This window comes from Aeromonas sp. QDB39 (assembly GCF_027707585.1).
Taxonomy (GTDB): domain Bacteria; phylum Pseudomonadota; class Gammaproteobacteria; order Enterobacterales; family Aeromonadaceae; genus Aeromonas; species Aeromonas hydrophila.
Window position 1 is genome coordinate 25,100 of the sequence record NZ_JAPCIV010000007.1, and the last position, 21,773, is coordinate 46,872.

Consider the following 21,773-nt stretch of genomic DNA (forward strand, 5'->3'; position numbering starts at 1 on the left):
GTTAGCGGGCGGTGTTTGCAGTCAGGCCAAGGCAGACAGGGGCGCTGGGCGCCTTTCAGGTGGGGAAGTAGAACCAGGCCGTCTTGATAAGGCCCGCCTCTACTTCGAAGACCGCCATGCTCTCCAGCGGCTCGGGGGAGAGGCCATAGATCAACTCGTGATCAAACACCTTGTTGCCGATGACGGTTCTCGACAGCAGCTCTGCCCGCAGGGCCGGGTTGTTGAAACGATGCTCGGCATAGAAGGCTCTGAGCGCCCCCTTGCCCACTGTGCTCGGGCTCTCCGTCGGCATCCGGTATCCCTTGAACGCCTCGGCGAAGCAGGCCAGGAAGGCCTCGAGATCGTGGGCGTTGTAAGCGTTAAATTGTGCCTCGACGGGCAGTTCGACCGACATGCATCACTCCCTGAATCATGTAACAGCCTCCTTTATAGGGGGCATCGCCCCCCTTGTCGACGGATGACGGCAGCTCAGCCCCCATTTGCACCTTGATCGCCATGCAAAAAAAGACCCCGCCTGGGCGGGGTCTTTTTTTATCTTGTCTGCCTAGCGGGCAAGCACTTGTCAGTGCTCGCGGGTCTGGCGGAACTGGACGTCCGGGTGACGCTCCTGGGCCAGGCGCAGGTTGACCATGGTCGGCGCGATGTAGGTGAGGTTGTCACCGCCATCGAGGGCCAGGTTGACCTCGTTCTTGCGCTTGAACTCCTCGAACTTCTTGACGTCGGTCCCTTCCACCCAGCGGGCGGTGGAGACGTTGACCGCCTCGTACAGCGCTTCAACGTTGTATTCGCTCTTGAGGCGCGATACCACTACGTCGAACTGCAGCACACCGACCGCACCCACGATGAGATCGTTGCTGATGAGCGGGCGGAACACCTGCACGGCGCCCTCTTCGGAGAGCTGCACCAGCCCCTTGAGTAGCTGTTTCTGCTTGAGCGGGTCGCGCAGGCGGATGCGGCGGAACAGTTCCGGCGCAAAGTTCGGGATGCCGGTGAACTTGAGATCTTCACCCTGGGTGAAGGTGTCGCCGATCTGGATGGTGCCGTGGTTGTGCAGACCGATGATGTCGCCGGCAAAGGCGTCTTCCGCCTGCTCACGGTCACCGGCCATGAAGGTCACGGCGTCGGAGATGTTCACGTCCTTGCCGATGCGCACGTGGCGCATCTTCATGCCCTTGCTGTAAGTACCTGACACGATGCGCATAAAGGCGATGCGGTCGCGGTGTTTCGGATCCATGTTCGCCTGGATCTTGAACACGAAGCCGGAGAACTTCTCCTCGGTGGCGGCCACTTCACGGCTCTCGGCCTTGCGCGGCATGGGCGACGGTGCCCAGTCGGTCAGGCCGTCCAGCATGTGGTCGACACCGAAGTTGCCGAGCGCAGTACCGAAGAAGACCGGGGTCATCTCGCCGGCGATGAAGGCATCGTGATCGAACTCGGGGGAGGCGCCCTGCACCAGCTCCAGCTCGCCGCGCAATTGGGCCGCCAGATCTTCGCCGATGGCCGCGTCCAGCTCCGGGTTGTTCAACCCCTTGACCACCCGCTTCTCCTGGATGGTGTGGCCCTGACCGCTCTGATACAGATAGGTCTCGTCCTTGTAGAGGTGGTACACCCCCTTGAAGGATTTGCCGCAGCCGATGGGCCAGGTGATGGGGGCACACATGATGTTGAGCTCGCGCTCCACCTCGTCCATTACCTCCATCGGATCGCGCACTTCACGGTCCAGCTTGTTCATGAAGGTGAGGATGGGGGTGTCACGCAGCCGGGTCACTTCCATCAGCTTGCGGGTCCGGTCTTCAACACCCTTGGCGGCGTCAATGACCATCAGGCAGCAGTCGACCGCCGTCAGGGTACGGTAGGTATCTTCGGAGAAGTCCTCGTGACCCGGGGTGTCGAGCAGGTTGACCAGACAATCGGCATAGGGGAACTGCATCACCGAGGTGGTGATGGAGATACCACGCTGCTTCTCCATCTCCATCCAGTCGGATTTGGCGTGCTGGCCTGAGCCACGGCCCTTGACGGTACCGGCGCGCTGAATGGCCTGTCCGAACAGCAGGACTTTTTCGGTGATGGTGGTTTTACCCGCATCCGGGTGCGAGATGATCGCAAAAGTGCGTCTCTTGGAGACTTCACTCAGAAATTCAGCTGACATAATTCAACGTTCTTCTATTGGGCGGTGGCCTTAAGCCACCGTGGGATAATTCCGGAGTGCCGCATTGACTCACGGTCCGGCATGGATACGCAACGAGCCACACCAAGCTGGCATCAGACCAACCGGTGGAGAGAGGAAGAGGGTTGCGTTACATGGGTCTTCTCACCTGAGCCAAAGCAAAATTGCGCGACATTATACCCGCGCGAGTGAAAAATACCCAGCCCGGCTTTGCAGACGAGCAGGGTGGCCTGCGCGCCCTACTCGGCCCGCATCACCTGGTTGCGGCCCGCCTGCTTGGCCCGGTACATGGCCTCGTCGGCCCGCTGCACCAGATCGCCGAAGCTCTCGTCGAGGGGGCTGTACTGGGCACAGCCGATGCTGACGTGCACCGGCTGCCCCTCCGGCATCCCGTCGATGCGCAGCTGGGCGACCCGATGGCGGATCCGCTCCGCCACCTCGACCGCCTCGTCGAGGCTGGTGTCGGGCAGCAGCACCAGAAACTCCTCACCACCGTTGCGCCCGACCCGATCGAGGGAGCGCAGTTGGGCGGCGACGCAGCTGGCCACCTCGGCCAGCACCTTGTCCCCCATGTGGTGGCCCAGGGTGTCGTTGACCTGCTTGAAGTGATCGATGTCGAGCTGCAGCACCGACAAGGTCTTGCCATGCTCTCGCGCCTGCTTGAACCAGGCCTGCCCCTTGGCCTGGATCTGGCGGCGGTTGTGCAGCCCGGTCAGGTCGTCGGTCATGGCGAGCCGGCGCATCTTGCGGGAGCGGTTGAACTGATGCAGCGCCAGCATGCCCATCACCAGCAGCAACAGAATGACCACTGCATATTGCCAATGGCGCCGCTCCTGCAATTGCTTGAGCTTGGCCTCCTGCAGCAGCTGCTTGGTCTTGAGGGCCTGGTTCTCCAGCTCCTTGCGGGCCAGATCGAACTCGAAGCGCATCTGCAACGAACGCTGCTCCCTGAGTACCCGCTCCAGAGAGTGCTTGGTCTCGACGTACTTTTTGAGGCTGGCCAGTGCCCCGTTGATCTGCCCCTGCTGCTCCAGGATCCGGGCCCGCACCTCGTAGACCCGTGCCAGGAAGCGCTGGTTCTTCTCCTTGACGAAGATGGGCTCGGCCTGGGCCAGGTAGTAGAGCGCCTTGGTCGGGTTGCTCTGCGCCGCCTCCGCCATGCCCATCACCAGTTGCCAGTGGCCCAAAGTCACGCTGTCGGAGCTCTCGCCACCGCGCAGGATGGCATCCGCCTGCTGCAGCTTGCTCACCGCCTCAACCACCTTGTTCTGGTTGAGCAGGATGGTGGCGATCTCGATCTGGATCCAGGCCAGCAGCCCCTCCTTCTGCTGGGAGCGGTAGAGCTGCTCGGCCTGGATCATCAACGGCAGGGCCCGTTCATACTCCCCCATCTCGGCATAGAGCAGCCCCTGCTGGGAGCGGATGTCCACCAGCCGCTCCTGATCCCCCAGGGTGCCGTAGTCGTGCTCCAGCTCCTTGAAATAGCCCTCGGCCCGCTCGTAGAGCCCCATCCGCCGGTAGGCGTTGGCGATCTGGGCCAGCACCTCCCGCGCCTTGCCATCCTGCCCGAGCGACTCGAAGCGCTTGTGCGCCTCGATAAGCTCCATCAGCCCCTCCGCCAGCTCCCCCTGATAGGCGTACATGTCGCCGCGAAAGCTGAGGATGTCGGCCTCCTGCAGCCGATCGCCGAGTCGGCGGGCCAGTACCAGCGCCTGCTGATAGTCGGCCTTGGCCTGGTCCATGTTGCCGAGCAGCTGCTGGTGAAAGCCGCGACAGGTGAGCAGGCCGGTTTCGGTGATCCTGTCCTTGCGGGCCCGGGCGATAGCCAGCTGCTGATCGGCAAAGGCCACCACGGCGCGATACTCGCTGTCCCACTCGGCGGGCATGGCCCAGCACTGCAGGCGCACGATGCGCCCCTGCACGTCGAGGGGATATTCATCCTTGCTCGCCACCAGCGCGGCGATGCGCAGCCGGAATATGCGGTCGGGCTGGAAGCCCTCTTCCAGCAGTTGCAGCTCGCGGGAGAGCTGGGGTTCGGTCAGCGGCGCCCGGGCCGCCCAGGCGAGGGGCGTGCACAATCCCGTCAGCAGGATCAGGGTCATGATGCGTTTCATGCCGGTTCGGTTTCCCCTCTGGTGGTGCAGCTAGGCAGGTGTGTTCACTATGACCATCATATCCTGCCTTGTTCAAGCACACAGCCACCAGGGAGAAAGAGAGAAAATCAGCCAGATCTGGCGGGCTCTCACACTGACCCCTCGTGCCTCTTTACAGATGGAAAATCAGCATCGACTATAAGCGCCATCCACTACAGGGAAGCGCGGGTTGATGACATACCAGGAGCTGCAGGCGGCCTACGACAAGCTGCTGCAGGAGAACGAACGGCTCAAGCGGGTCGCCGAGGATGCGCGGGAGAAGCTGGAAGCCGCCATGGACGGCACCGGCCTGTGCATCTGGCAGAACCATGTGCCCACCGGCAAGCTCATCATCTTCAACCGCCGCTGGGGCGCCATGCTCGGCTACCAGCCCAAGGAGCTGTCGGCCCACTTCGACGTCTGGCGCGAGCACCTGCATCCGGAAGACAGGGAGCGGGTGCTACAGGCTTTCTTCGATCACCTGAGCGGCAAGAGCCCGTTTTATCAGGTGATGCACCGGATGATCGCCAAGGATGGCAAGACCACCTGGGTGCTGGATCGGGGCCGGGTGGTGGAGCGGGACGCACAGGGCAACCCCATCCGGGTGATGGGTACCCACATCGACATCACCCACGAGAAAGAGTACGAGCAGCAGCTGGCCCAGCTGGCCCACCGGGATCCCCTCACCGGCCTGCTCAACCGCACCGCGTTGCAGCGCCAGTTCCCGCAGGAGTACCAGGCGATCTGCTTCATCGATCTCGACGACTTCAAGCAGGTCAACGACAACCTGGGCCATCGCGCCGGCGACGAGCTGCTGATCGCCCTCACTCGCCGGCTGCGCGACTGCTGCGAGGAGGGGGTGAAGATAGGCCGGCTCGGCGGCGACGAATTCGTGCTGCTGCTGCCCTGGACCAGCGACGATCCCCGTACCAGCCACCTGGCCCGCCAGTGCATCAACGCCATCTCCACCCCGTTCGAGCTGCCCAACGGCGACGCCTCGGTGGGATTGAGCATGGGGATTGCGGCGATCCGGCCGCAGGATGATTTCAGCACGGCGCTGGCTCGCGCCGATCAGGCCATGTATCGGGTCAAGCGCAGCGGCAAGCGGGGCTTCTACGTCTCCCAGCCGAGCGGCCAGCCGCTGCTGGATCAGGAGCAGGTCAACGAACGGGGGCTCGGCCACCAGCCTCGCTGCTGACGGCCCGGCTCAGCTGCGCTGCCAGCGCCGCAGCAGGCGCCCGCGCAGGCCGCAATCGAGCAGCCAGCTGTTGTCGAACACCCGCAGCAGCGCCGGCTTGGCGTGGCGGGACATGGCCACCGCGTGAAAGCGGGTCTGCTGCTTGCGCTGGCGGTTCATCCGCTCCAGCAGGCTGTGGGGCAGGCTCTGGGCGATGAAGTCGGAGACCACCAGCACGTCCGCCTTGGCAAAGGCGGGGTCATCCAGCTTGATCAGGGCCTTCTCGAGGCAGGGCACCAGATCGGTGCCACCGTGAAAACTCATGGAGAGGAAGCGCTCCGCCTTGTCGAGCCCGGTGTCGGCGGTGATCTCCAGGGTCGCCACCTCGGTGGAGAAGAGCATCAGGTAGCAGCCCCGCTTCTCGTCCATCGCCACCTTGAGCAGCGCCAGAAACAGCGCCTTGGCGCACTCCTCCGGGTATCCCCCCATGGAGCCCGAAGTGTCGATGCAGACGATGAAGGGCCCCCGCTGCTGCAACTGCCGCCCACCGAGTTCCGGGGTGCGCAGCATGATGCGCTGGTGCGGCAGGGTGCCGCGCGACTGGTAGCTGAGCAGGCGCCGCTCCAGATAGCGGCGGTAGAACTCCAGTTCCAGCTCAGGCAGCGCCAGCATCACCGCCTCGCTCGGCAACAGTCGCATCAGATCGCTGGCGGGGTGAATGCCCACCAGATCGTCCGGCACGTCGTCGGTCTGCACCTCTTCCAGCTCGTGCACCTGCACCGGCGGCACCGGCGAGTCGTTGGCCCGGTTGTCCTGCTGGCTGCGCCCCAGCAGGTTGGCGATCTCCGCCAGCAGCGGCTCGCGCTGCAACATGCGGGCGTACTGCTTGACCAGCACCAGGCTGCGCTTGTGCCAACTGCCCTGCGCCAGGTCCCACAGCCCGCCGGCGGAGATCTGGTTGGGGTCCAGCGCATCGGCCAGAGTGCGGCTCGCCAGCAGCTGATCTTCGATCTCCTGGCGCTGCTTCTCCCGCTCCGCCTCGGCGATCTGCTGCTGCAACTGCAGCAGACTGCCCACCAGGCTGGTGCGCCACTTCTCGATCAGCAGCTGGCGCTGGCTGTCGGTGGGGTGGGCCATCAGCTGGCGCACCAGGCTCCGCGCCTCGCCAGCGAAGGGACTGTACTGCTCCAGCCCATCCAGCAGGGCCGGCAAGCGTCCCATCAGCTCGGCCAGCGGCAACCCCTTGTGGGCCTGATAGAGGCGATACTCCTGCTCCAGCGCCACCGGCACCGGCTTGTGGCGCATCTCCTCCCCCAGCTGTTCGCTCCAGCGGCGGATGCGCTTTTTCAACAATTTGCCCTGCAGCGGAGAACGCTTGATGAACTCGGAGATCTTGGGGGTAGAGGCCAACAGCAGTGCCATCTCGCCCGCCAGCTCCCCCTCGCCGATAAGCAGCCCCAGATCCATCATGCCGATCTCAAGCATGGCGACCTCCGCCGACCGGGCTCACCACAGTCCCTTTCGCGCTCGCCATGGTTCAGGCGTCCAGCTGCGGCAGCCGGTCGTGCCAGTGGCTGAGGTCGGTGCGCAGCTGGTCCAGATCCCGGTTCAGCACGAAGAAGCTGTCCTCCACCTGCTGCAGCCAGTGGCGGCCGATGAAGAGGTGCTGCTGATGGCGCTCGAACAGGTTGCGCTGGCGCTTGAGCTCCTGCGCCAGCACGCCAGCCTCTGCCAGCAGCCCGGTCAGGGCGGCCTGCCAGGGGGCGATCACCACCTCGGGGATGGGGTTGCGCTCCACCAGCACCAGGGGGATTTGCTGGCGCTGCAAGTCCAGCACGTGCAGCCGCAGTTCGTCGTCCAGCACCAGCTCGTAGTGGCCCTCCTTGGGGTTGCCGAGCGGCCAGCCCACCAGTGCCTCGCCGGTGGGATGCCAGTGGGAGAGCAGGGTGCGGTCGAACACCAGCGTCTCAACCAGCCGCTCCGGATCGTCGCCATCCAGCGCCGCCGGGGTGAGCAGGTGGAAGTGCGCCAGTTTGCCGAACGGGCGGGCGTTGGCCAGCGGGATCTGGATGCCGCGGGCGCGGCGCCCGAACCACTGCTGGCGCTTTCTGGCCTTGCAGCACAGGCGCTGGGCCACGCTCTGTTTGAGCAGCTTGAACTGCTCCCGCAGCCCCATCAGTTGACGGGTCATGGCCAGCTGCTGATAGCCGTAGAGACGGGAGAACTCGGTCATCATCTCCAGCAGGGCGGTGCGCGAGGCCTCGTCATGCCAGAGGCAATCCTTGAACAGCAGCAGATCGAGCGGGGCCACCTCGTCGCGGCCGTTGAAAAAGGCGCTCGCCTTGATGAGCCTGACGGCCTTCTTCCAGCGCCGATCCGACACGTAGCAGCTGTGGGCCAGCTGGCTGTCGAGCTGCTGGCGCAGTTGATAGATGAGCTCGAAGCAGTCGTCCGGCAACCGGATCCGGTCGATCTGCTCCTGCCACTCCAGGTACTCCTCGCCGTGGATCTGCACCGAGGGCGGCAGATTCTGGTGGGATTGGCCGTCGCTGGCCAGCATGGCCTGGAAGTTGGCCTTCTCCTGCACCCGGTCCATCCAGATCCGCACCAGCATGCGGTCGTAGAGCGCCTCCAGCCCGCTGTCGGGGGCCGGCAGCTCGTTGGAGGCGGTCACCAGCAGCCGCATGGGGATGGGGTGCTGGCTGTCGCCGTTGCGAAACTGCCGCTCGTTGATGGCGGTCAGCAGGGTGTTGAGGATGGCGGGGCCTGCCTTCCAGATCTCGTCGAGGAACACCACCTCGGCCTCAGGCAGGTAGCCGGCGGTGAGCCGCAGATACTTGCCATCCTCCTTCAGCGCCTGAATGGAGAGGGGGCCGAACACCTCCTCCGGCGTGCTGAAGCGGGTCATCAGGTATTCGAAGTGGCGGGCATCGAAGAAGGCCAGCTTGAGGCGCCGCGCGATCAGGCTCTTGGCGATGCCGGGCGGGCCCAGCAGAAACACGCTCTCGCCGCACAGGGCCGCCAGCAGGCCGAGCCGCAGGGCATCCTGGCGCTCGTAGAGCCCCTCGCCGAGGGCCGACAGCAGGCGTGGCAGGCGCTCGTGAATGGGGGCGAGACGAAGATTCTGTGATGCTAAAGGTGGCATAGGCACACTTCCGATACTGGGGTTGTCTGGAACCGGCACACCCGCGACGCGATCGAAGGTTCCCTGTCCTGCTTGTTGGATTGTCGGGAGGCCGCCTGTGGCTCGCTCCGGCCGGTTGCCGAGCGCCGGGCCGCCTCACCTGGCTAAAACATACCGCAAAAGATGCAGCAAAACGCGTTCGAGTGTACCCTGCGCAGAGCTTTTTTCATCAATGCAGATCAAGACTGAGTCATCGTCCATGCAAGATCCAGTGCAGCTGACCACAGCGCGGGAGCCCGCCCCCAAGCAACCTGACCAGGCATCCGATCGCCTGCGGCAACACCTGCTGGCCCGGATGGGCATCCCAAGCTGGCAACTGCGCCGGCCAGCCCTGCTGGCGGGCCATCAGATTGCGCCCGCGCCGGCCAATGAGATCCCGGCAAGTGAGCAGGAGGCAGCCCCCGCCTCGGCCGTGCCGAGCGAGCCACCAAGCGGCAAGCTCTGGATCCTGGCGAGCCGGCTGCCCGCCCCCGGCCTGCTGGCGGATCTCTGCCAGCTGCTCGGCATCGGCAGCGACGAGGTCAACCTGTTGAGCAGCCTGCCCGTTGGCCACACTCCGCCCCTGCTCTGGCTGGAGGCGGCCGATCCCGCCTGGCCAGAGGCCCTGATCTGTCCGCTCGCGCCCAGCCCGGCCCAGAAACGGGCGCTGTGGCAGCAGCTCAAGGGGCGCCTCGGCTGAGCGCCGCGCCCCACCCTCTCTTCGTTCAGCCGCCCCGACCCGGAGCCATCATGGTGCAATTTCGTCCCCTGCTCGAGACCGACTTCGAGCTCATCTACCCCATCGAACAGGCTGCCCACAAGGAGCCCTGGAGCCAGGCCAACCTGCTCTCCTGCTTCGGGCCGCGCTACCTCAACGGCCTGCTGCTGGTCGACGGCCAGCCGGCCGGTTTCTACATCTCGGATCTGGTGGCGGGCGACAGCTCGCTGATGAACATCTGCGTGCACCCCGACTTTCAGGGCAAGGGGCTGGGGCGGGTGCTGCTCAAGGAGTACCTCACCCGCAGCAAGGCCAACAAGGCCGAGGCCTGGTTCCTCGAGGTGCGGGCCGGCAACAGCACCGCCATCAGCCTCTACGAAAGCGAAGGGTTTGCCGAGTACTGCCGGCGCGCCGACTACTACGGCACCGGCCAGGATCGGGAAGATGCCGTGCTGATGTCCCGCCTGTTCGACTTCGGCTAAGCCGCCGCGCTACATCTGCGGCACTACATCTGCAGCACTACAGCAGCGGTGCGTTGTCGAGGGCCGGATCCTGCAGGCTCTGAGTGGTGTGCAGCACCGCCTCGAACCCGGCGGCAGAGAGCGGCATGAAGAAGCCGCGCTGCCAAGTCACCCCGGGCATCCAGATCTGCTGGATATCCACCACTATCTTGATGGGCTTGAGCGGCTCGCCCGGCTGCTGCACATAGATGCCTGGCGGCGTTGCCACCTGCGGGAAGCGGCGCAGAATGTGCTCGCTGCCATCCCCCGCATCCGGGTTGAGGCGCACCTTGACCAGCCGGGCCAGCACCGGCGCCATCTCCGCTGACTGCCACAGGGTAGTATCCAGCAGCTTGCAGCGCCGGCATTTGGCGCGCTCGATCACGTAGAGCAGCGGATAGCCCTTTTGCAAGGCCAGCTGCTGCGCCTGCGCGTAGCCCTCGGCGCCGCTCAGCCAGGGGTTGTCCTCCTAGCTCCCCGTGCCTCCCAGCGTAAACCAGAGGCCGCCGGCCCCCGCCAATAACAGCAATACCCCGGTCACCACCCCCTTGATGCCGACACTCATTGTTCACCCTCCCTGAATGGCTCCGCATGTCAGACCCCATCATGCCTCAAGCTCACCCTAATTGACGACTTTGTGATCCAAGACAAATGGCGAACACTTGTAAGCTGTAATCTTAGAGTTTAAACTCCAGCGCGATTTTCAGTGCCCCTTAGGGCGTACAACTGTTACTTGAGGATGTCTGACTGATGCCGAAACACCACCTGGTTCGACTGATGCGGGAGCGTATCGCCCGGCTTGGCAACAAGGCCGCTCTGCGCGTACAACAGGATGGCCAGTGGCGTGCCATCGGCTGGCGTACTCTGGGACAGGCCATGGACTACTGTGCCCAGGCGCTGATCCGCGCCGGCCACCAGCCCACCGAGATGGTCGGCATCTATGCCCGCAACATGCCGGAGTGGACCCAGGCCGATCTCGGCATCCTGGCCGCCCGCGGCGTCAGCGTCCCCATCTACCCCACCAGCACGCTCGATCAGCTGCGCTACATCGTCAAAGATGCCGGCATCAAGGTGCTGTTCGTCGGCGAACAGCCTCAGTACGACCAGGCGCTGCAACTGATTGAAAGCGGCGAGATCCGCCAGCTGGTCGCCCTCGACGGCAGCGTCAACCTGCGCGGCTGCCCGCAGGCAAGCCACTTCCAGACGTTCCTGGTCTCCGGCAACCACCAGCCCAGCGAGCAGGTGCTGCGCGAGCGCGAGAGCCAGTACCGCATGGATGACCTGCTGACCCTGATCTACACCTCCGGCACCACCGGCGAGCCCAAAGGGGTGATGCTCGATTTCGCCAACATCGCCGCCTGCTTCGAGATGCACAACAGCCGCCTCGATCTGAACGAGCAGGATGTGTCGCTCTGCATGCTGCCGCTCAGCCACGTGTTCGAGCGGGCCTGGAGCTACTACGTGCTCTATTGCGGCGCCGAGAACGTCTACATCCGCGATCCGCAGAAGGTGATGGATGTCATCGGCGAGGTGCAGCCGACCGTGATGTGCGCCGTGCCACGTCTCTACGAGAAGGCCTACGCCATGATCCAGGCCAGGGTGGCCCAGGCGCCGCGTCTGCGCCAGGCCCTGTTCGGCTGGGCCACCAAAGTGGGCAAGCAGATGGTCGCTACCCGCCAGGCGGGCAAGACCGCCTCGCCGCTGCTCTACGGCCAGCTCTGGCTCGCCGAGCGACTGGTGTTTCGCAAGCTGCGCGCCCGCTTCGGCGGCCGTACCCGCTTCTTGCCGGTGGCCGGCGCCCGCCTCGCCGACGAGGTTAACTTCTTCTTCCAGGCCATGGGGCTCAACCTCAAGTACGGCTACGGCATGACTGAGACCACCGCCACCGTCTGCTGCTACGAAGACAGCCAGTTCAAGCTGGGCTCCATCGGCACGGCGCTCTGCGGCATCGAGGTGAAACTGGGTGAGAACAACGAGTTGCTGGTGCGCTCCCCCACCGTGATGCGCGGCTACTACAACAAGCCGGAAGCGACCGCCGAGGTGATGACCGAGGATGGTTTCCTGCGTACCGGTGATGCTGGCGAACTCGACAGCGAAGGCAACATCTACTTCACCGAGCGCCTCAAGGAGCTGATGAAGACCTCCAACGGCAAGTACGTGGCCCCGCAACTGGTGGAAGGCACCATCGGCAAGGATCGCTTCATCGAGCAGATCGCCATCGTCGCCGATGCCCGCCACTTCGTGTCGGCGCTGATCGTGCCCTGCTTCGAGTCGCTGGAAGAGTACGCCCGCTCCATCAACCTGCAGTACCAGTGCAAGACCGAACTGCTGCGCCACTCCAAGGTGGTGGAGTTCTTCGAGGCACGCATCCAGGATCTGCAAAAAGAGCTGGCCAAGTTCGAGCAGGTGAAGAAGTTCACCCTGCTGCCGAGCGCCTTCTCCATGGAGCTGGGCGAACTGACTCCCACCATGAAGCTGCGCCGCAAGATCATCGAGTCCAAGTACCAGAGCGAGATCGAGGCCATGTATAACCATGTCTGAGTACAACCACGTCTGATACCGCTCGGGTTCAAGGAAATAAAAAAGCCGCTTCAAGAGCGGCTTTTTGCTGTTTGTCCGTCACTTACGGCAGCTTGACCAAGGGTTGCTCGCGCAGTTCGGTAGGGCGACCAGCCTGGATCTGCTCCACTCTGGCCAGAGCCTGTTTCACCTCGTCGGCGTTCTGCAGCAGGCGGTAGGTCAGATCGAAGGTCTTGGTCTCTCCCGGCTGGATTTTGGGGACCAGCCCCAGCGGGCGCTGGTACTTGGTGCTGTAGGCATAGCTGGTGCCGGGTTCGATGCCGGTCACATAGCCCTGAGCCCGGGTGTCGGTGTTCTTCCACAGGGTCAGCACCGGCAACTGCCTGGTGTTGTAGCCCACCGCCACCCCGGCACTGCCTGCCCGGTTGTTCAGCACCGCCAGGGTGTTGCCCTCGGCGTCGCTGTAGGGCACCAGATTGAACACCATCTCATCGAAGCCCTTGGTCGGCCCCAGATAGGTTTGCCAGCTCTTCAGCCCCCCCTTGGCGTAGTCGTTGAACGGGGAGATCTGCTTCACCGGGGAGCTGACGCGCGCGCCCTCCTCCAGGATGGGGGCCCCGAAGTTGCCGTGGTAGATGATCTGGTACTCGTTCTCGTAGTCGGCGTGGTTGGTCAGCTTGTCTTGCAGGGCAAACTCCGCCTGACCGGGCACGATGCTGAGCTGGGTCCAGGTGACCAGCTCGCTCATCTTGAAGGTGCGCTCGTCCACCCGGCCCAGCACGTGAATGGCGTAGGGTGGCTCCTCGTCTATGGTCACGCTGACCACGGAGGCCGGAATGTTCTGCACCCGGCCATGCAGACTCTTGAGGCGGCCGTCGTCATCTACTCCCGGGTGACCGGTCCACTCGTAGCCACAGCGCACCAGCATCTCGTTGAAGCCATCGAGCCAGCCGAGCCCGGCGCGGCTCTCCAGATCGATGAAGGCCGGATTGACCACCTCCTTGACCGGCGAATCCCAGCCGAGACGCAAGTCGGCGGCTCTGACCTCCTTGATCCCCATGCCACGGGTCGGGATCAGGGTTATCTTCATCACCCCGTTGTCGACAATCAGCAGGTCTACCCCCTCCTGACGCCCGCCATGCAGCCGTTTCTTCTCGATGCTGAACGGTGCCGGACTCTTGATCCCCAGCTTGTCGCTGGTGATTTTCCAGTCCCCCACATCCAGCCCCTGCTGGGAGTCGGTCAGCAGGAATTCGGCAGCCTGGCTCGAGCTGGCGCCCAGCGCGAACAGTACGGCAATGGAAAGTCTCTTCAACATGGATTTATCCTCGTGTCTCTTGTTTTTGTGAAAGCTGAATCGTTTCAGTTATCGAGAAATTAGGCGGCAAGCCCATCAGACTCAAGCTGCAAAAGAGGAAAATGTGAGCCGATTGACAATAAAACCGCCCATCGCGCTGCTGAAGTGAAGGCTGACTCACAGTTATTTTCGGGCCCGTGACGGCCAACCGCCCACTGGAGAGCGAGAATAAAAAAGCCGCTCCGAAGAGCGGCTTGCAGCAGAAGTGGATCCCGTCAGGCCGGGGTCTTGCTGGTCCCGAAGTAATCGGCCAGGAAGTCGTCGAACGACAGGCTGTCGCTGCGCTCGCGTTCCCGCTGCTTGGCCAGCGAGTCGCGGGCCTCGCCGGCAAAGTAGGCCTCGTCCCAGTACTGCAGCTCACCGGCCAGCATCTCTTCCCGGTAGCGGTTGGCCAGCTCGTCGCCGAAGCAGCCATTGTCCTGGCCGCTCTCCAGCAACTGCTTGAGCAGGCGGGCTGAGTAGGTGAGCTCGGGGTTGAGCAGCTTCTCGCGGTGCATCGCCAGGGTCTCGCGGTAGCGGTTGCGACCGCAGCAGCGATCCAGCAGCGCGGCGACCTCGGCCAGCTCGTCGAACAGCTTGAGACCGTACTCCTTCAGGCCGATGGCATGACCCTGCTCGTCTTCCAGCTCGAGGCCGGGACGACGCCCCTCCAGCACCACCTTGGTCTGGTTGCGGCGATTGCGGGCAATCTCCTCGTCGCCCAGCACCGGGGACGGGCGCAGCAGGCACCAGACCAGGAACAGGTCGAAGAAGCGGATCTGATCAACCTCGATGCCGTACGGGGTGAAGGGGTTCACATCCACGGTGCGCAGCTCGATGTATTCGATGCCGCGCTGCTCCAGCGCGTCCGACGGCTTCTCGCCGCTGCGCGGGGTGCGCTTGGGCCGGATCGGAGCGTACAGCTCGTTCTCCAGCTGCAGCACGTTGTCGTTGAGCTGACGGTACTCGCCGTTCACCTTGACGCCGATCTTGGCGAAGTCGGGATCATGGGTGTTGATGGCACGACGCAGGCTGCTGACATAGGCCGGCAGGCTGTCGTGACTGATCTTGAGCCCCGCCTGGGCGCTGTTGGTGTAGCCCAGATCCGACAGCCGCAGCGCGGTGGCATAAGGCAGATAGAGGGTGCCCTTGCCGGTCTTCTGGAACGGCAGATTGCTCTTGCGCCCCTTCAGGAAGGAGTCGCAGATGGCTGGCGAGGCGCCGAACAGATAGGGCACCAGCCAGCCGAAGCGGTAGACGTTGCGGATCAGCCCCATGTACTTGTCGGAGATGAAGCGCTGGCTGCAGCACCCCTCGCACACCAGCTCCTGCCACTCGCACCAGAAGCTGTCCGGCATGGAGAAGTTGAAGTGCACCCCGGCGATCACCTGCATCAGGCTGCCGTAGCGGTTCTTCAGCCCCTGCCGGTAGAGGGTCTTCATCCGGCCGATGTTGGAGCTGCCGTACTGGGCCAGCCGGATGTTCTCCTCGTCGCCGACGAAGCAGGGCATGGACAGCGGCCAGATCCGTTCATCACCGAGATGGTGGATGGTGTGACGGTGGATGTCGCCAAGCTGTTCCATCAGGCTGTCGATGGAGTCGGTGGCCGGCGTGATGAACTCCAGCAGGCTCTCCGAGTAGTCGGTGGTGATGTTGGCATGGGTCAGCGCCGAGCCCAGACTGCGGGGGTGATCGGTCTGGGCCAGGGTTCCTTCCGGGGTGATGCGCAGACATTCACGTTCGATCCCGCGCCGGATCCCCTTGAGGGCGGTCAGCCGTTCCGGCGAACCCAGGGCGGTCAACAACTCGGTGAGTGACAAGCTTGTCGTAGTCATATTCACGGCTCATGTGTGGCCGCCCCACAGGGGGGCGGCGCTCTTTATTATGTAGCGCCCTCAGGGCAGCTGCAGCGGATAGATGGGAAGATGAAGCTCCTTCAAGGGTTTTTCAAGCTTTTGCTTGTCCCCCACCACCACAATCACCATCTCGGCCGGGTCAAGCCAGCGTGCCGCACTGGCCTTGAGCGTCTCGGCCGACACCGTCTTGATCAGGTTGTTCTGGGCCTGCACATAGTCCGGCTTCAGGTCGTACATGATCATCTGCAGCAGGAAGCCCGCCTTCTGGCCCAAGGTCTCGTAGGAGAGGGCATCCTGCTGGGAGACGGCGCTGCGCATGTAGGCGAGCTCCACCGGAGTCGGGCCGTTCTTGCGGTAGTTGTCCATCTCCTTGAGGAACTGGCGGATGGCATCCGCAGTCGCATCGGCCCGCACATTGGCACCGGTGGCGAAGGTACCCGCCTCGCGGTTGGCGGAGAAGCCCGAGCTGGCACCATAGGTGTAGCCCTTGTCTTCGCGCAGGTTGAGATTGATGCGGCTGTTGAAGTTGCCGCCCAGGTTGAAGTTCATCAGCCCGGCGGTGAAGTAGTCACCCGTGGTATCGAACGGCATGGCGCGGCGGCCGATACGGATCACCGACTGGGGCGCCCCCGGCTTGTCCACCAGATAGATGCCCGGCTTTGCCTGCTCACCCGCCGGCTTGAGGCTGCCCAGAGAGGGCTCGGCCCCCTTCCACTGGGTCAGGAAGGCGAGTTGATCCTCCACCTGGGCCTGGGTCACGTCACCCACCACCACCACCTTGGCGTTGGTCGGGTTGTAGTAGTTCTGATAGAAGCGCTTCACGTCCGCCAGGGTCAGCTTCTCGACATCGGCCAGCACGCCGTCACCCGGTTGACCGAGGCGGTTCTGCTTGCCGTAGACCAGTTCGCGGAATGCCTGACCGGCCAGCCACTCCGGCTGCTGCTCGCTCTGCTTCATCCCTTGCAGCATCTGCGCCTTGACCCGCTCGAAGTCGGCTTCGCGCATGCCGGGCCGCTCGAACACCTCGCGTACCAGCGCCAGGGTCTGCGGCAGCTTGTCGGTCAGGCTGCTGATGGTGACCAGGTTGTTGTACTGGGCGCTGGAGACGCTGACGCTGGAGCCGAGCTTTTGCAGCTCGTCGCTGAGCTGGGCCTCGGTCAAACGCACCGAGCCCTGCCCCATCATGCTGGCGGTGAGGCTGGCCAGCCCCAGTTCGCCCTTGCCCTCGGCCCGCATGCCACCCGGCAGGGCGACCATGATGGAAACGGCGGGAATTTCGTCGCTCTGGGTGCCGATGATCTCGATCCCCTTGTCGAGCTTGCCGTGCCAGATGGCGGGCACCTTGACGCTCACCGCATCGGCCGCCTTGGGCTGCACGCTGCGATCAAAATCGTCTTTCACCGGTCGCTCGGCCAGCACCTGATCATGCTTGGCATAGTCCGGCAGCTCGCGCTTGGCCGGGGTGAAGTTCGGTTTGGCGGCCTGCCAGTCGCTCTTGCCCTTGGGCACCACGCTCAGCACCACCGCCGGCTTGTTCAGGATGAACTTGTCGTAGGCGGTCTTGACCTGCTCCGGGGTCACCTTGCCGATGGCATCCAGGCTCTTGAAGACATAGTTGGGATCCTGGGCGAACACCTGGCCCATGGCGAGCTGGCTCACCTTGCCGGAGACGCTGTCCAGACCCCAGATGGCCGAGGCGCGATAGCTGTTGATCGCCTTCTCCAGATCCTCAGGCTTGAGGCCGCGACCGGCGAACTCGCCGATCACCTTGTCCACCTCGCTCTTGAGGGTCTTCAGGCTGCCGTCCACCGCCGGGTTGGGATAGGCGTAGACGGTCAGAGTACAGGCCAGCTCCTCGCAGTAGTGGGAGGCGCCCGCATCAATCGCCTTGCCGCTCTTGACCAGCGACTGGTAGAGCATGGAGCTGGCGCTGCCGCCCAGCACATCGGCAAACATGTCGAGCGCCGGCTCCTGCGGATCGCCGAGCGACACGGTCGGGTAGCTGATGTAGAGCAGCGGCAGATGCACCTTGTCCTCAAGCGTCACATAACGGGTCTCGGGCAGGGTGACGGGCTGGGGGGTCGGCTCGGCCACGTCCGGGCCACGCGGGATGGAGCCGAAATACTGCTCAATCCAGGCCAGCGCCTGCTTGGTATCGAAGTCGCCGCCCAGGGTCAGGGTGGCATTGTTGGGGCCATACCAGCGCAGGAAAAACTGCTTGAGGTCGTTGACGTCGACCCGGTCGAGATCCTCCACGTAGCCGATGGGCTGCCAGGAGTAGGGGTGGGTGCGCGGGTAGAGCGCCTCCCCCACCTTCTCGCTCACCAGACCGTAGGGCTGATTGTCGATGCGCTGGGCCCGCTCGTTCTTGACGGTGGCGCGCTGGATCTCGAACTTCTTCTGGCTCACCGCGTCGAGCAAGAAGCCCATGCGGTCGGCCTCCAGCCACAGCACCTTCTCCAGCTGGTTGGCCGGCACGGTCTCGTAGTAGTTGGTGCGGTCCTTGTTGGTGGTGCCGTTCATGTCACCGCCAGCTTCGTTGATGATCCGCATGTGCTCCTGATCCCCCACATGCTTGGAGCCCTGGAACATCATGTGCTCGAAGAAGTGGGCGAAACCGGACTTGCCCACCTGCTCGCGGGCCGAGCCCACGTGGTAGGTGACGTCCAGGTGCACCAGGGGATCGGATTTGTCGGGCGCCAGAATGACGGTCAGGCCGTTGTCCAGCTTGTACATCTGATAGGGAATGCCGAGTTTGCCCTCTTCCTTGACCTGTTCCGACACCAGGGTGGGTGCCGCCAGCACGGGCAGGGAGAAGCCCAGAAGCATGCTTAATGGAATGAGTTTGTTCACGGTTACCTCGTGAGTGAAGCTAGAAGATCTGCCTGGCCAGCAGAAAGACCAAGGCATAACGCAACAATTTGCCGAGCCCGATGAGAATGAGAGAGCGCCAGAAGGAGAGGCGCAGCCAGCCGGCCAGCAGACAGAGACCATCGCCGATCACCGGCGTCCAGGCCAGCAGCAGACACCAGTGGCCATGTTGTTTGAGCCAGCCGAGGGCTTTTTGTTCCCCACGGCCTTGAAAATCTTCCGGTTTTTTCTTGAAGGTGGCGAGCCAGCCGAGCCACCAGGTGGTCATGGAGCCGAGGGTATTGCCCAGCGTCGCCCACAGCAGCAGGCTGGCCATGCTCCACTCCCCCTTGGTCGCCATGGCCCCCAGCAGCACTTCCGAGCTGCCGGGCAGCAGGGTGGCGGAGGTGAAGGCGCTCAGAAACAGCCAGCCGAGCCCCAGTTCGGTGATGCCATTCATCCGGCCAGGTCGTCCGCGGCGGGCATGCGCAGCAACAGCTTGCCACGCACGTGGCCCTGCTCGATGGCCTGATGGGCCAGCGCCCCCTCGGCCAGGGTATACTCCCCGGCGACCGTGACCTGAACCTCACCCTGACGCAGCAGGGTCAGCATCTGGCTCAGCTGCTGGCGGTCGGGGTGTACCAGCATGCCGAGCACCTCGATGGCGCTGCCGGCCGCGGCATCCTTGATCTGCTGGGCACTGATGGTGGGCACCGTCACCAGCCGGCCACCCGGCTTGACGCAGGCGAGCGCCGCCTTGCCGCTCTCGCCACCCACCAGATCCAGCACCAGATCGACCTGGCCCACTTGGGCTACCCAGTCTGCGTCATGGTAATCCACCATCCCACTGGCCCCCAGCCCGTGCAGGAAGCTGTGGTTGTCGCGACTCGCCGTCGCCACTACCTCGGCGCCATAGGCGCTGGCAAACTGCACCGCCAGGTGGCCGACACCGCCGGCACCGGCCAGGATCAGCACCCGCTGCCCTGCCTTGAGGGCGCCGTGTTCAAACAGCCCCTGCCAAGCGGTGAGGCCCGCCAGCGGCAGCGCCGCCCCTTGCCTGAGGCCAATCTGCTCCAGCCTGACCAGCTCCTCCTCGCGTGCCACCACGGACTCGCCGTAGCCGCCGGCCGCGAGGGGAAAGCCCACCAGGCCGCACACTCGATCCCCCTCGGCCAGCGCGGTGACGCCGGGGCCTATCTTCTCCACCACCCCGGCCACGTCATAACCCGGCGTCCAGGGCAGCTTGTCCTTGTTCTGGGCCGCCGCCCAGCCGAGGCCGGCCCGGGTCTTGGCATCGATGGGGTTGACCCCCGCAAAACAGATGCGCACCCGCACTTCGCCGTCGGCTGGCACCTTGTCTAGGGAAGGGTTGAGCCGAAGTACCGAGGGGTCGCCGAATGCGGTAATCTGTAGCTGCGTCATTGCACAATCCATCCTGTTGATTGATCAAGGGTCAACAGAATAACAGCGAGGACACCATGGCTCGAATGTTTCTTATTCCTCTGTTGCTGGCCCTGGGGTGGTGGGCGTTTCTGCTCTACTTCCGCATCCCGCTCAAACAGGGGGCCAAGGGCTTTTACTGGATCATCGGCATCGGCGGCGGGCTGGCCGCCTTCCTCAGCCTGATGATGGTGCTGACCCACTAGCACAGCCCCCGCGCGGCAATAAAAAGGCCACCCTGCGGTGGCCTGATGATCAACTCCCCTGCGAGCTGAGATGGTAGTGGCGGTTGCTGCCCTGCCCCAGCACCCCCTGGGCCAGCAGATGCTGGAACACCCGATCCACCTCCTCCAGCGACAGCGACAGCGCCTCTGCGACCCGCCGCTTGCTGCACTTGAGCTCGCCGCTCTCCAGCGCGCTGCGCACCTGAGCCACCACTTCCGGCTCGGGCTCCGGTCTGGCCATCACGGCGGGCACCATGGCCGCCACCTCAGCCTGGCGGGCCAGGGTCTGCTCCCTGGCCTGCTGCCACAGCCAGCTGCGGCGAAAGCGGTTCTCCTCGCCGATCAAGCTGACGAAGAAGGCGCCGAACACGTCGAGCAGCACGGAGAGGAAGCAGACCAGCAGAAACTGCACCTGGCTGATACTCATCCCCACCCCGTCCGCCAGGCTGCTCATCAGCCCCAGCATGGAGGATTGCTCGTTGATGGGCTTGGCGTCGCGCTCCTGACGCAGCTCGTCCTGGCGCAGCCTGAGCTTGGTGTTGGCCTGCTGCAGCCCGCTGACGCCGCTGGAGATACGCGCCATCTCGATGTACTTGCGGGCCGCCTCCTCGTTGAGCTGGATCTGTCGCTCTATGCTGGCGATCTGCTCGTCGAAGCGGGCGATCTCCCGTTCATGGCGCGCCTGTTGGTTGAGGATAGTGTTGGTGGCGCTGTTGATGCCGCCGATGCTGCCACCGATGGAGATGGCGGCCAGCACGCTGTAAAACAGCAGCGACCAGAAGGCCCCGCTCAGCTCCCGCCGCGCCTTGCACTCGCCGTACTCGTACCAGACGTAGAACTTGCCCAGCTCGAAGATGATGGCCAGGCCGCCGAACAGCCACTTCATCAGAGGGTTCTCGTCGATGGAGAGAAACAGCAGCAGGGAGAAGACGATGGAGGCCAGAATGGCCAGCCCGGTAAAACTGTACACCGTGGTCAAGGCGAACCACCCCTTGGGGTAGCGCAGCACGGTAGAAGCCTGTGTAGTCATGATGAAGGGGGTGCGATATGCAGGAAAAGTTGGCTGCCGATTATAGTCAGCCGAGCCACAGAATGAAGGCTAATCATTTGAATTGACTCAGATACCTTCACAAACGGACAGGCTGCGACCAGATTGGGCAAATTGTCGGCGCCTCCCCGTTGTCCGCCGCGGCAAACCCCGCTAGCCTGATCGCCTGCCCGCCCGCGGCAAGTCGGCATGACATGCCCGCCAACTGATGTCGTGCCCGGTTCCGGCCCGGTTAAGGCGCCAGCTTCTACACTGAGACCAATCCTTCCGCACTTGAGGTCATCATGCACAAATCCATCCTGCTGCTCTCCCTGCTGCTCGTCCAAGGCGTGGCCATGGCGGCGCCCCCCTCCAAGAACAACGATGGCGTCAAACTCTCCACCGACGACATCAAGCTGGACATCAACTGGGATCAGAAAGAGTACGACTGGTGGCAGAGCAACTGCCTGGATCTCGGCATCGGCGACAGCCGCATCCAGCTCAACTGCGACAAGATGGACGGCAAGTACCGGGACCACTACAACCGCAGCATCCACAGCGGCAACAACCCGGGCCAGGGCCACAACAAGCAGAAAGGCAACGGCAACGGCAACGGCAACGGCAACGGCAAGAAGAATTGATCCTCATCCCCGTCACCCTGAC

The 21,773-nt window shown here is 63.9% G+C and carries 17 protein-coding genes and 1 pseudogene; 6 read left to right on the plus strand and 12 right to left on the minus strand.

The features are described from left to right. Positions 1 to 55: 55 nt before the first annotated feature. From PG899_RS05575 to PG899_RS05585, 3 genes are all read right to left on the minus strand, one after another. Positions 56 to 394, minus strand: coding sequence for a nuclear transport factor 2 family protein (locus tag PG899_RS05575; protein ID WP_045790638.1), 339 nt, complete (start codon positions 392 to 394; stop codon positions 56 to 58). Positions 395 to 562: 168 nt separating this feature from the next. After that, positions 563 to 2,152, minus strand: coding sequence for a peptide chain release factor 3 (gene prfC / locus PG899_RS05580; protein ID WP_085946238.1), 1,590 nt, complete (start codon positions 2,150 to 2,152; stop codon positions 563 to 565). Positions 2,153 to 2,406: 254 nt separating this feature from the next. Beyond that, positions 2,407 to 4,269, minus strand: a complete 1,863-nt coding sequence (locus PG899_RS05585; protein ID WP_077095918.1) for a GGDEF domain-containing protein — start codon at positions 4,267 to 4,269, stop codon at positions 2,407 to 2,409. Positions 4,270 to 4,492: 223 nt separating this feature from the next. On the opposite strand from PG899_RS05585, the gene PG899_RS05590 reads away from it, so the two are divergent. Next, the gene (locus tag PG899_RS05590) at positions 4,493 to 5,497 is read left to right on the plus strand and encodes a sensor domain-containing diguanylate cyclase (RefSeq protein WP_043127922.1); all 1,005 of its coding nucleotides are present in this window, start codon (positions 4,493 to 4,495) and stop codon (positions 5,495 to 5,497) included. A gap of 9 nt (positions 5,498 to 5,506) precedes the next feature. Here the strand turns inward: PG899_RS05590 and viaA are convergent, their stop codons facing one another. Both viaA and PG899_RS05600 read right to left on the minus strand, forming a co-directional pair. Next, positions 5,507 to 6,961: an ATPase RavA stimulator ViaA gene (viaA, locus tag PG899_RS05595; RefSeq protein ID WP_270697191.1), complete on the minus strand. Its 1,455-nt coding sequence runs from the start codon at positions 6,959 to 6,961 to the stop codon at positions 5,507 to 5,509. A gap of 52 nt (positions 6,962 to 7,013) precedes the next feature. Continuing rightward, positions 7,014 to 8,621 carry an ATPase RavA domain-containing protein gene (locus PG899_RS05600; RefSeq protein ID WP_179101380.1) on the minus strand — a complete coding sequence of 536 codons (1,608 nt, stop codon included), beginning with the start codon at positions 8,619 to 8,621 and terminating at the stop codon, positions 7,014 to 7,016. A gap of 238 nt (positions 8,622 to 8,859) precedes the next feature. Between PG899_RS05600 and PG899_RS05605 the strand changes: the two genes are divergently transcribed. Together PG899_RS05605 and rimI are read left to right on the plus strand one after the other, a co-directional pair. Further along, a complete protein-coding gene (locus PG899_RS05605) occupies positions 8,860 to 9,339 on the plus strand; it encodes a DNA polymerase III subunit psi (protein WP_077095915.1) in 480 nt (159 codons plus the stop codon). Positions 9,340 to 9,389: 50 nt separating this feature from the next. Next, entirely contained in the window at positions 9,390 to 9,839 is a 450-nt protein-coding gene (gene rimI, locus PG899_RS05610) for a ribosomal protein S18-alanine N-acetyltransferase (RefSeq protein WP_029301988.1), read from the plus strand. A gap of 37 nt (positions 9,840 to 9,876) precedes the next feature. Here the strand turns inward: rimI and PG899_RS05615 are convergent. Continuing rightward, a pseudogene (locus tag PG899_RS05615) lies at positions 9,877 to 10,422 on the minus strand (hypothetical protein). 185 nt (positions 10,423 to 10,607) lie between these two features. Here PG899_RS05615 and PG899_RS05620 point away from each other — a divergent pair. Continuing rightward, on the plus strand, positions 10,608 to 12,398 hold the full coding sequence (locus tag PG899_RS05620; protein WP_077095914.1) for an AMP-dependent synthetase/ligase: 1,791 nt from the start codon (positions 10,608 to 10,610) through the stop codon (positions 12,396 to 12,398). 82 nt (positions 12,399 to 12,480) lie between these two features. On the opposite strand, the gene PG899_RS05625 is transcribed toward PG899_RS05620, so the two are convergent. The 5 genes from PG899_RS05625 to PG899_RS05645 form a co-directional block, all read right to left on the minus strand. Beyond that, a complete protein-coding gene (locus tag PG899_RS05625; RefSeq protein WP_077095913.1) occupies positions 12,481 to 13,695 on the minus strand; it encodes an aldose 1-epimerase family protein in 1,215 nt (404 codons plus the stop codon). Between the two features lie 254 nt (positions 13,696 to 13,949). Beyond that, on the minus strand, positions 13,950 to 15,548 hold the full coding sequence (gene gshA, locus PG899_RS05630) for a glutamate--cysteine ligase (protein WP_029301984.1): 1,599 nt from the start codon (positions 15,546 to 15,548) through the stop codon (positions 13,950 to 13,952). 60 nt (positions 15,549 to 15,608) lie between these two features. After that, positions 15,609 to 18,422 (minus strand): M16 family metallopeptidase, encoded by a 2,814-nt coding sequence (locus PG899_RS05635; RefSeq protein ID WP_077095912.1) that lies wholly within the window; start codon positions 18,420 to 18,422, stop codon positions 15,609 to 15,611. 19 nt (positions 18,423 to 18,441) lie between these two features. Then, positions 18,442 to 18,879, minus strand: a complete 438-nt coding sequence (locus PG899_RS05640) for a YqaA family protein (RefSeq protein WP_029304641.1) — start codon at positions 18,877 to 18,879, stop codon at positions 18,442 to 18,444. Next, entirely contained in the window at positions 18,876 to 19,841 is a 966-nt protein-coding gene (locus PG899_RS05645) for an NADP-dependent oxidoreductase (RefSeq protein ID WP_179101379.1), read from the minus strand. Before PG899_RS05645 ends, PG899_RS05640 begins: the two co-directional genes overlap by 4 nt. A 56-nt stretch (positions 19,842 to 19,897) precedes the next feature. Here PG899_RS05645 and PG899_RS05650 point away from each other — a divergent pair, with 56 nt between their 5' ends. Next, positions 19,898 to 20,065 (plus strand): hypothetical protein, encoded by a 168-nt coding sequence (locus PG899_RS05650; RefSeq protein WP_005308905.1) that lies wholly within the window; start codon positions 19,898 to 19,900, stop codon positions 20,063 to 20,065. Positions 20,066 to 20,114: 49 nt separating this feature from the next. Here the strand turns inward: PG899_RS05650 and PG899_RS05655 are convergent, their stop codons facing one another. Next, the gene (locus PG899_RS05655; RefSeq protein ID WP_065479583.1) at positions 20,115 to 21,113 is read right to left on the minus strand and encodes a Preprotein translocase subunit SecY; all 999 of its coding nucleotides are present in this window, start codon (positions 21,111 to 21,113) and stop codon (positions 20,115 to 20,117) included. 302 nt (positions 21,114 to 21,415) lie between these two features. Between PG899_RS05655 and PG899_RS05660 the strand changes: the two genes are divergently transcribed. Further along, the gene (locus PG899_RS05660) at positions 21,416 to 21,751 is read left to right on the plus strand and encodes a hypothetical protein (RefSeq protein ID WP_077095910.1); all 336 of its coding nucleotides are present in this window, start codon (positions 21,416 to 21,418) and stop codon (positions 21,749 to 21,751) included. Positions 21,752 to 21,773 lie beyond the last annotated feature (22 nt).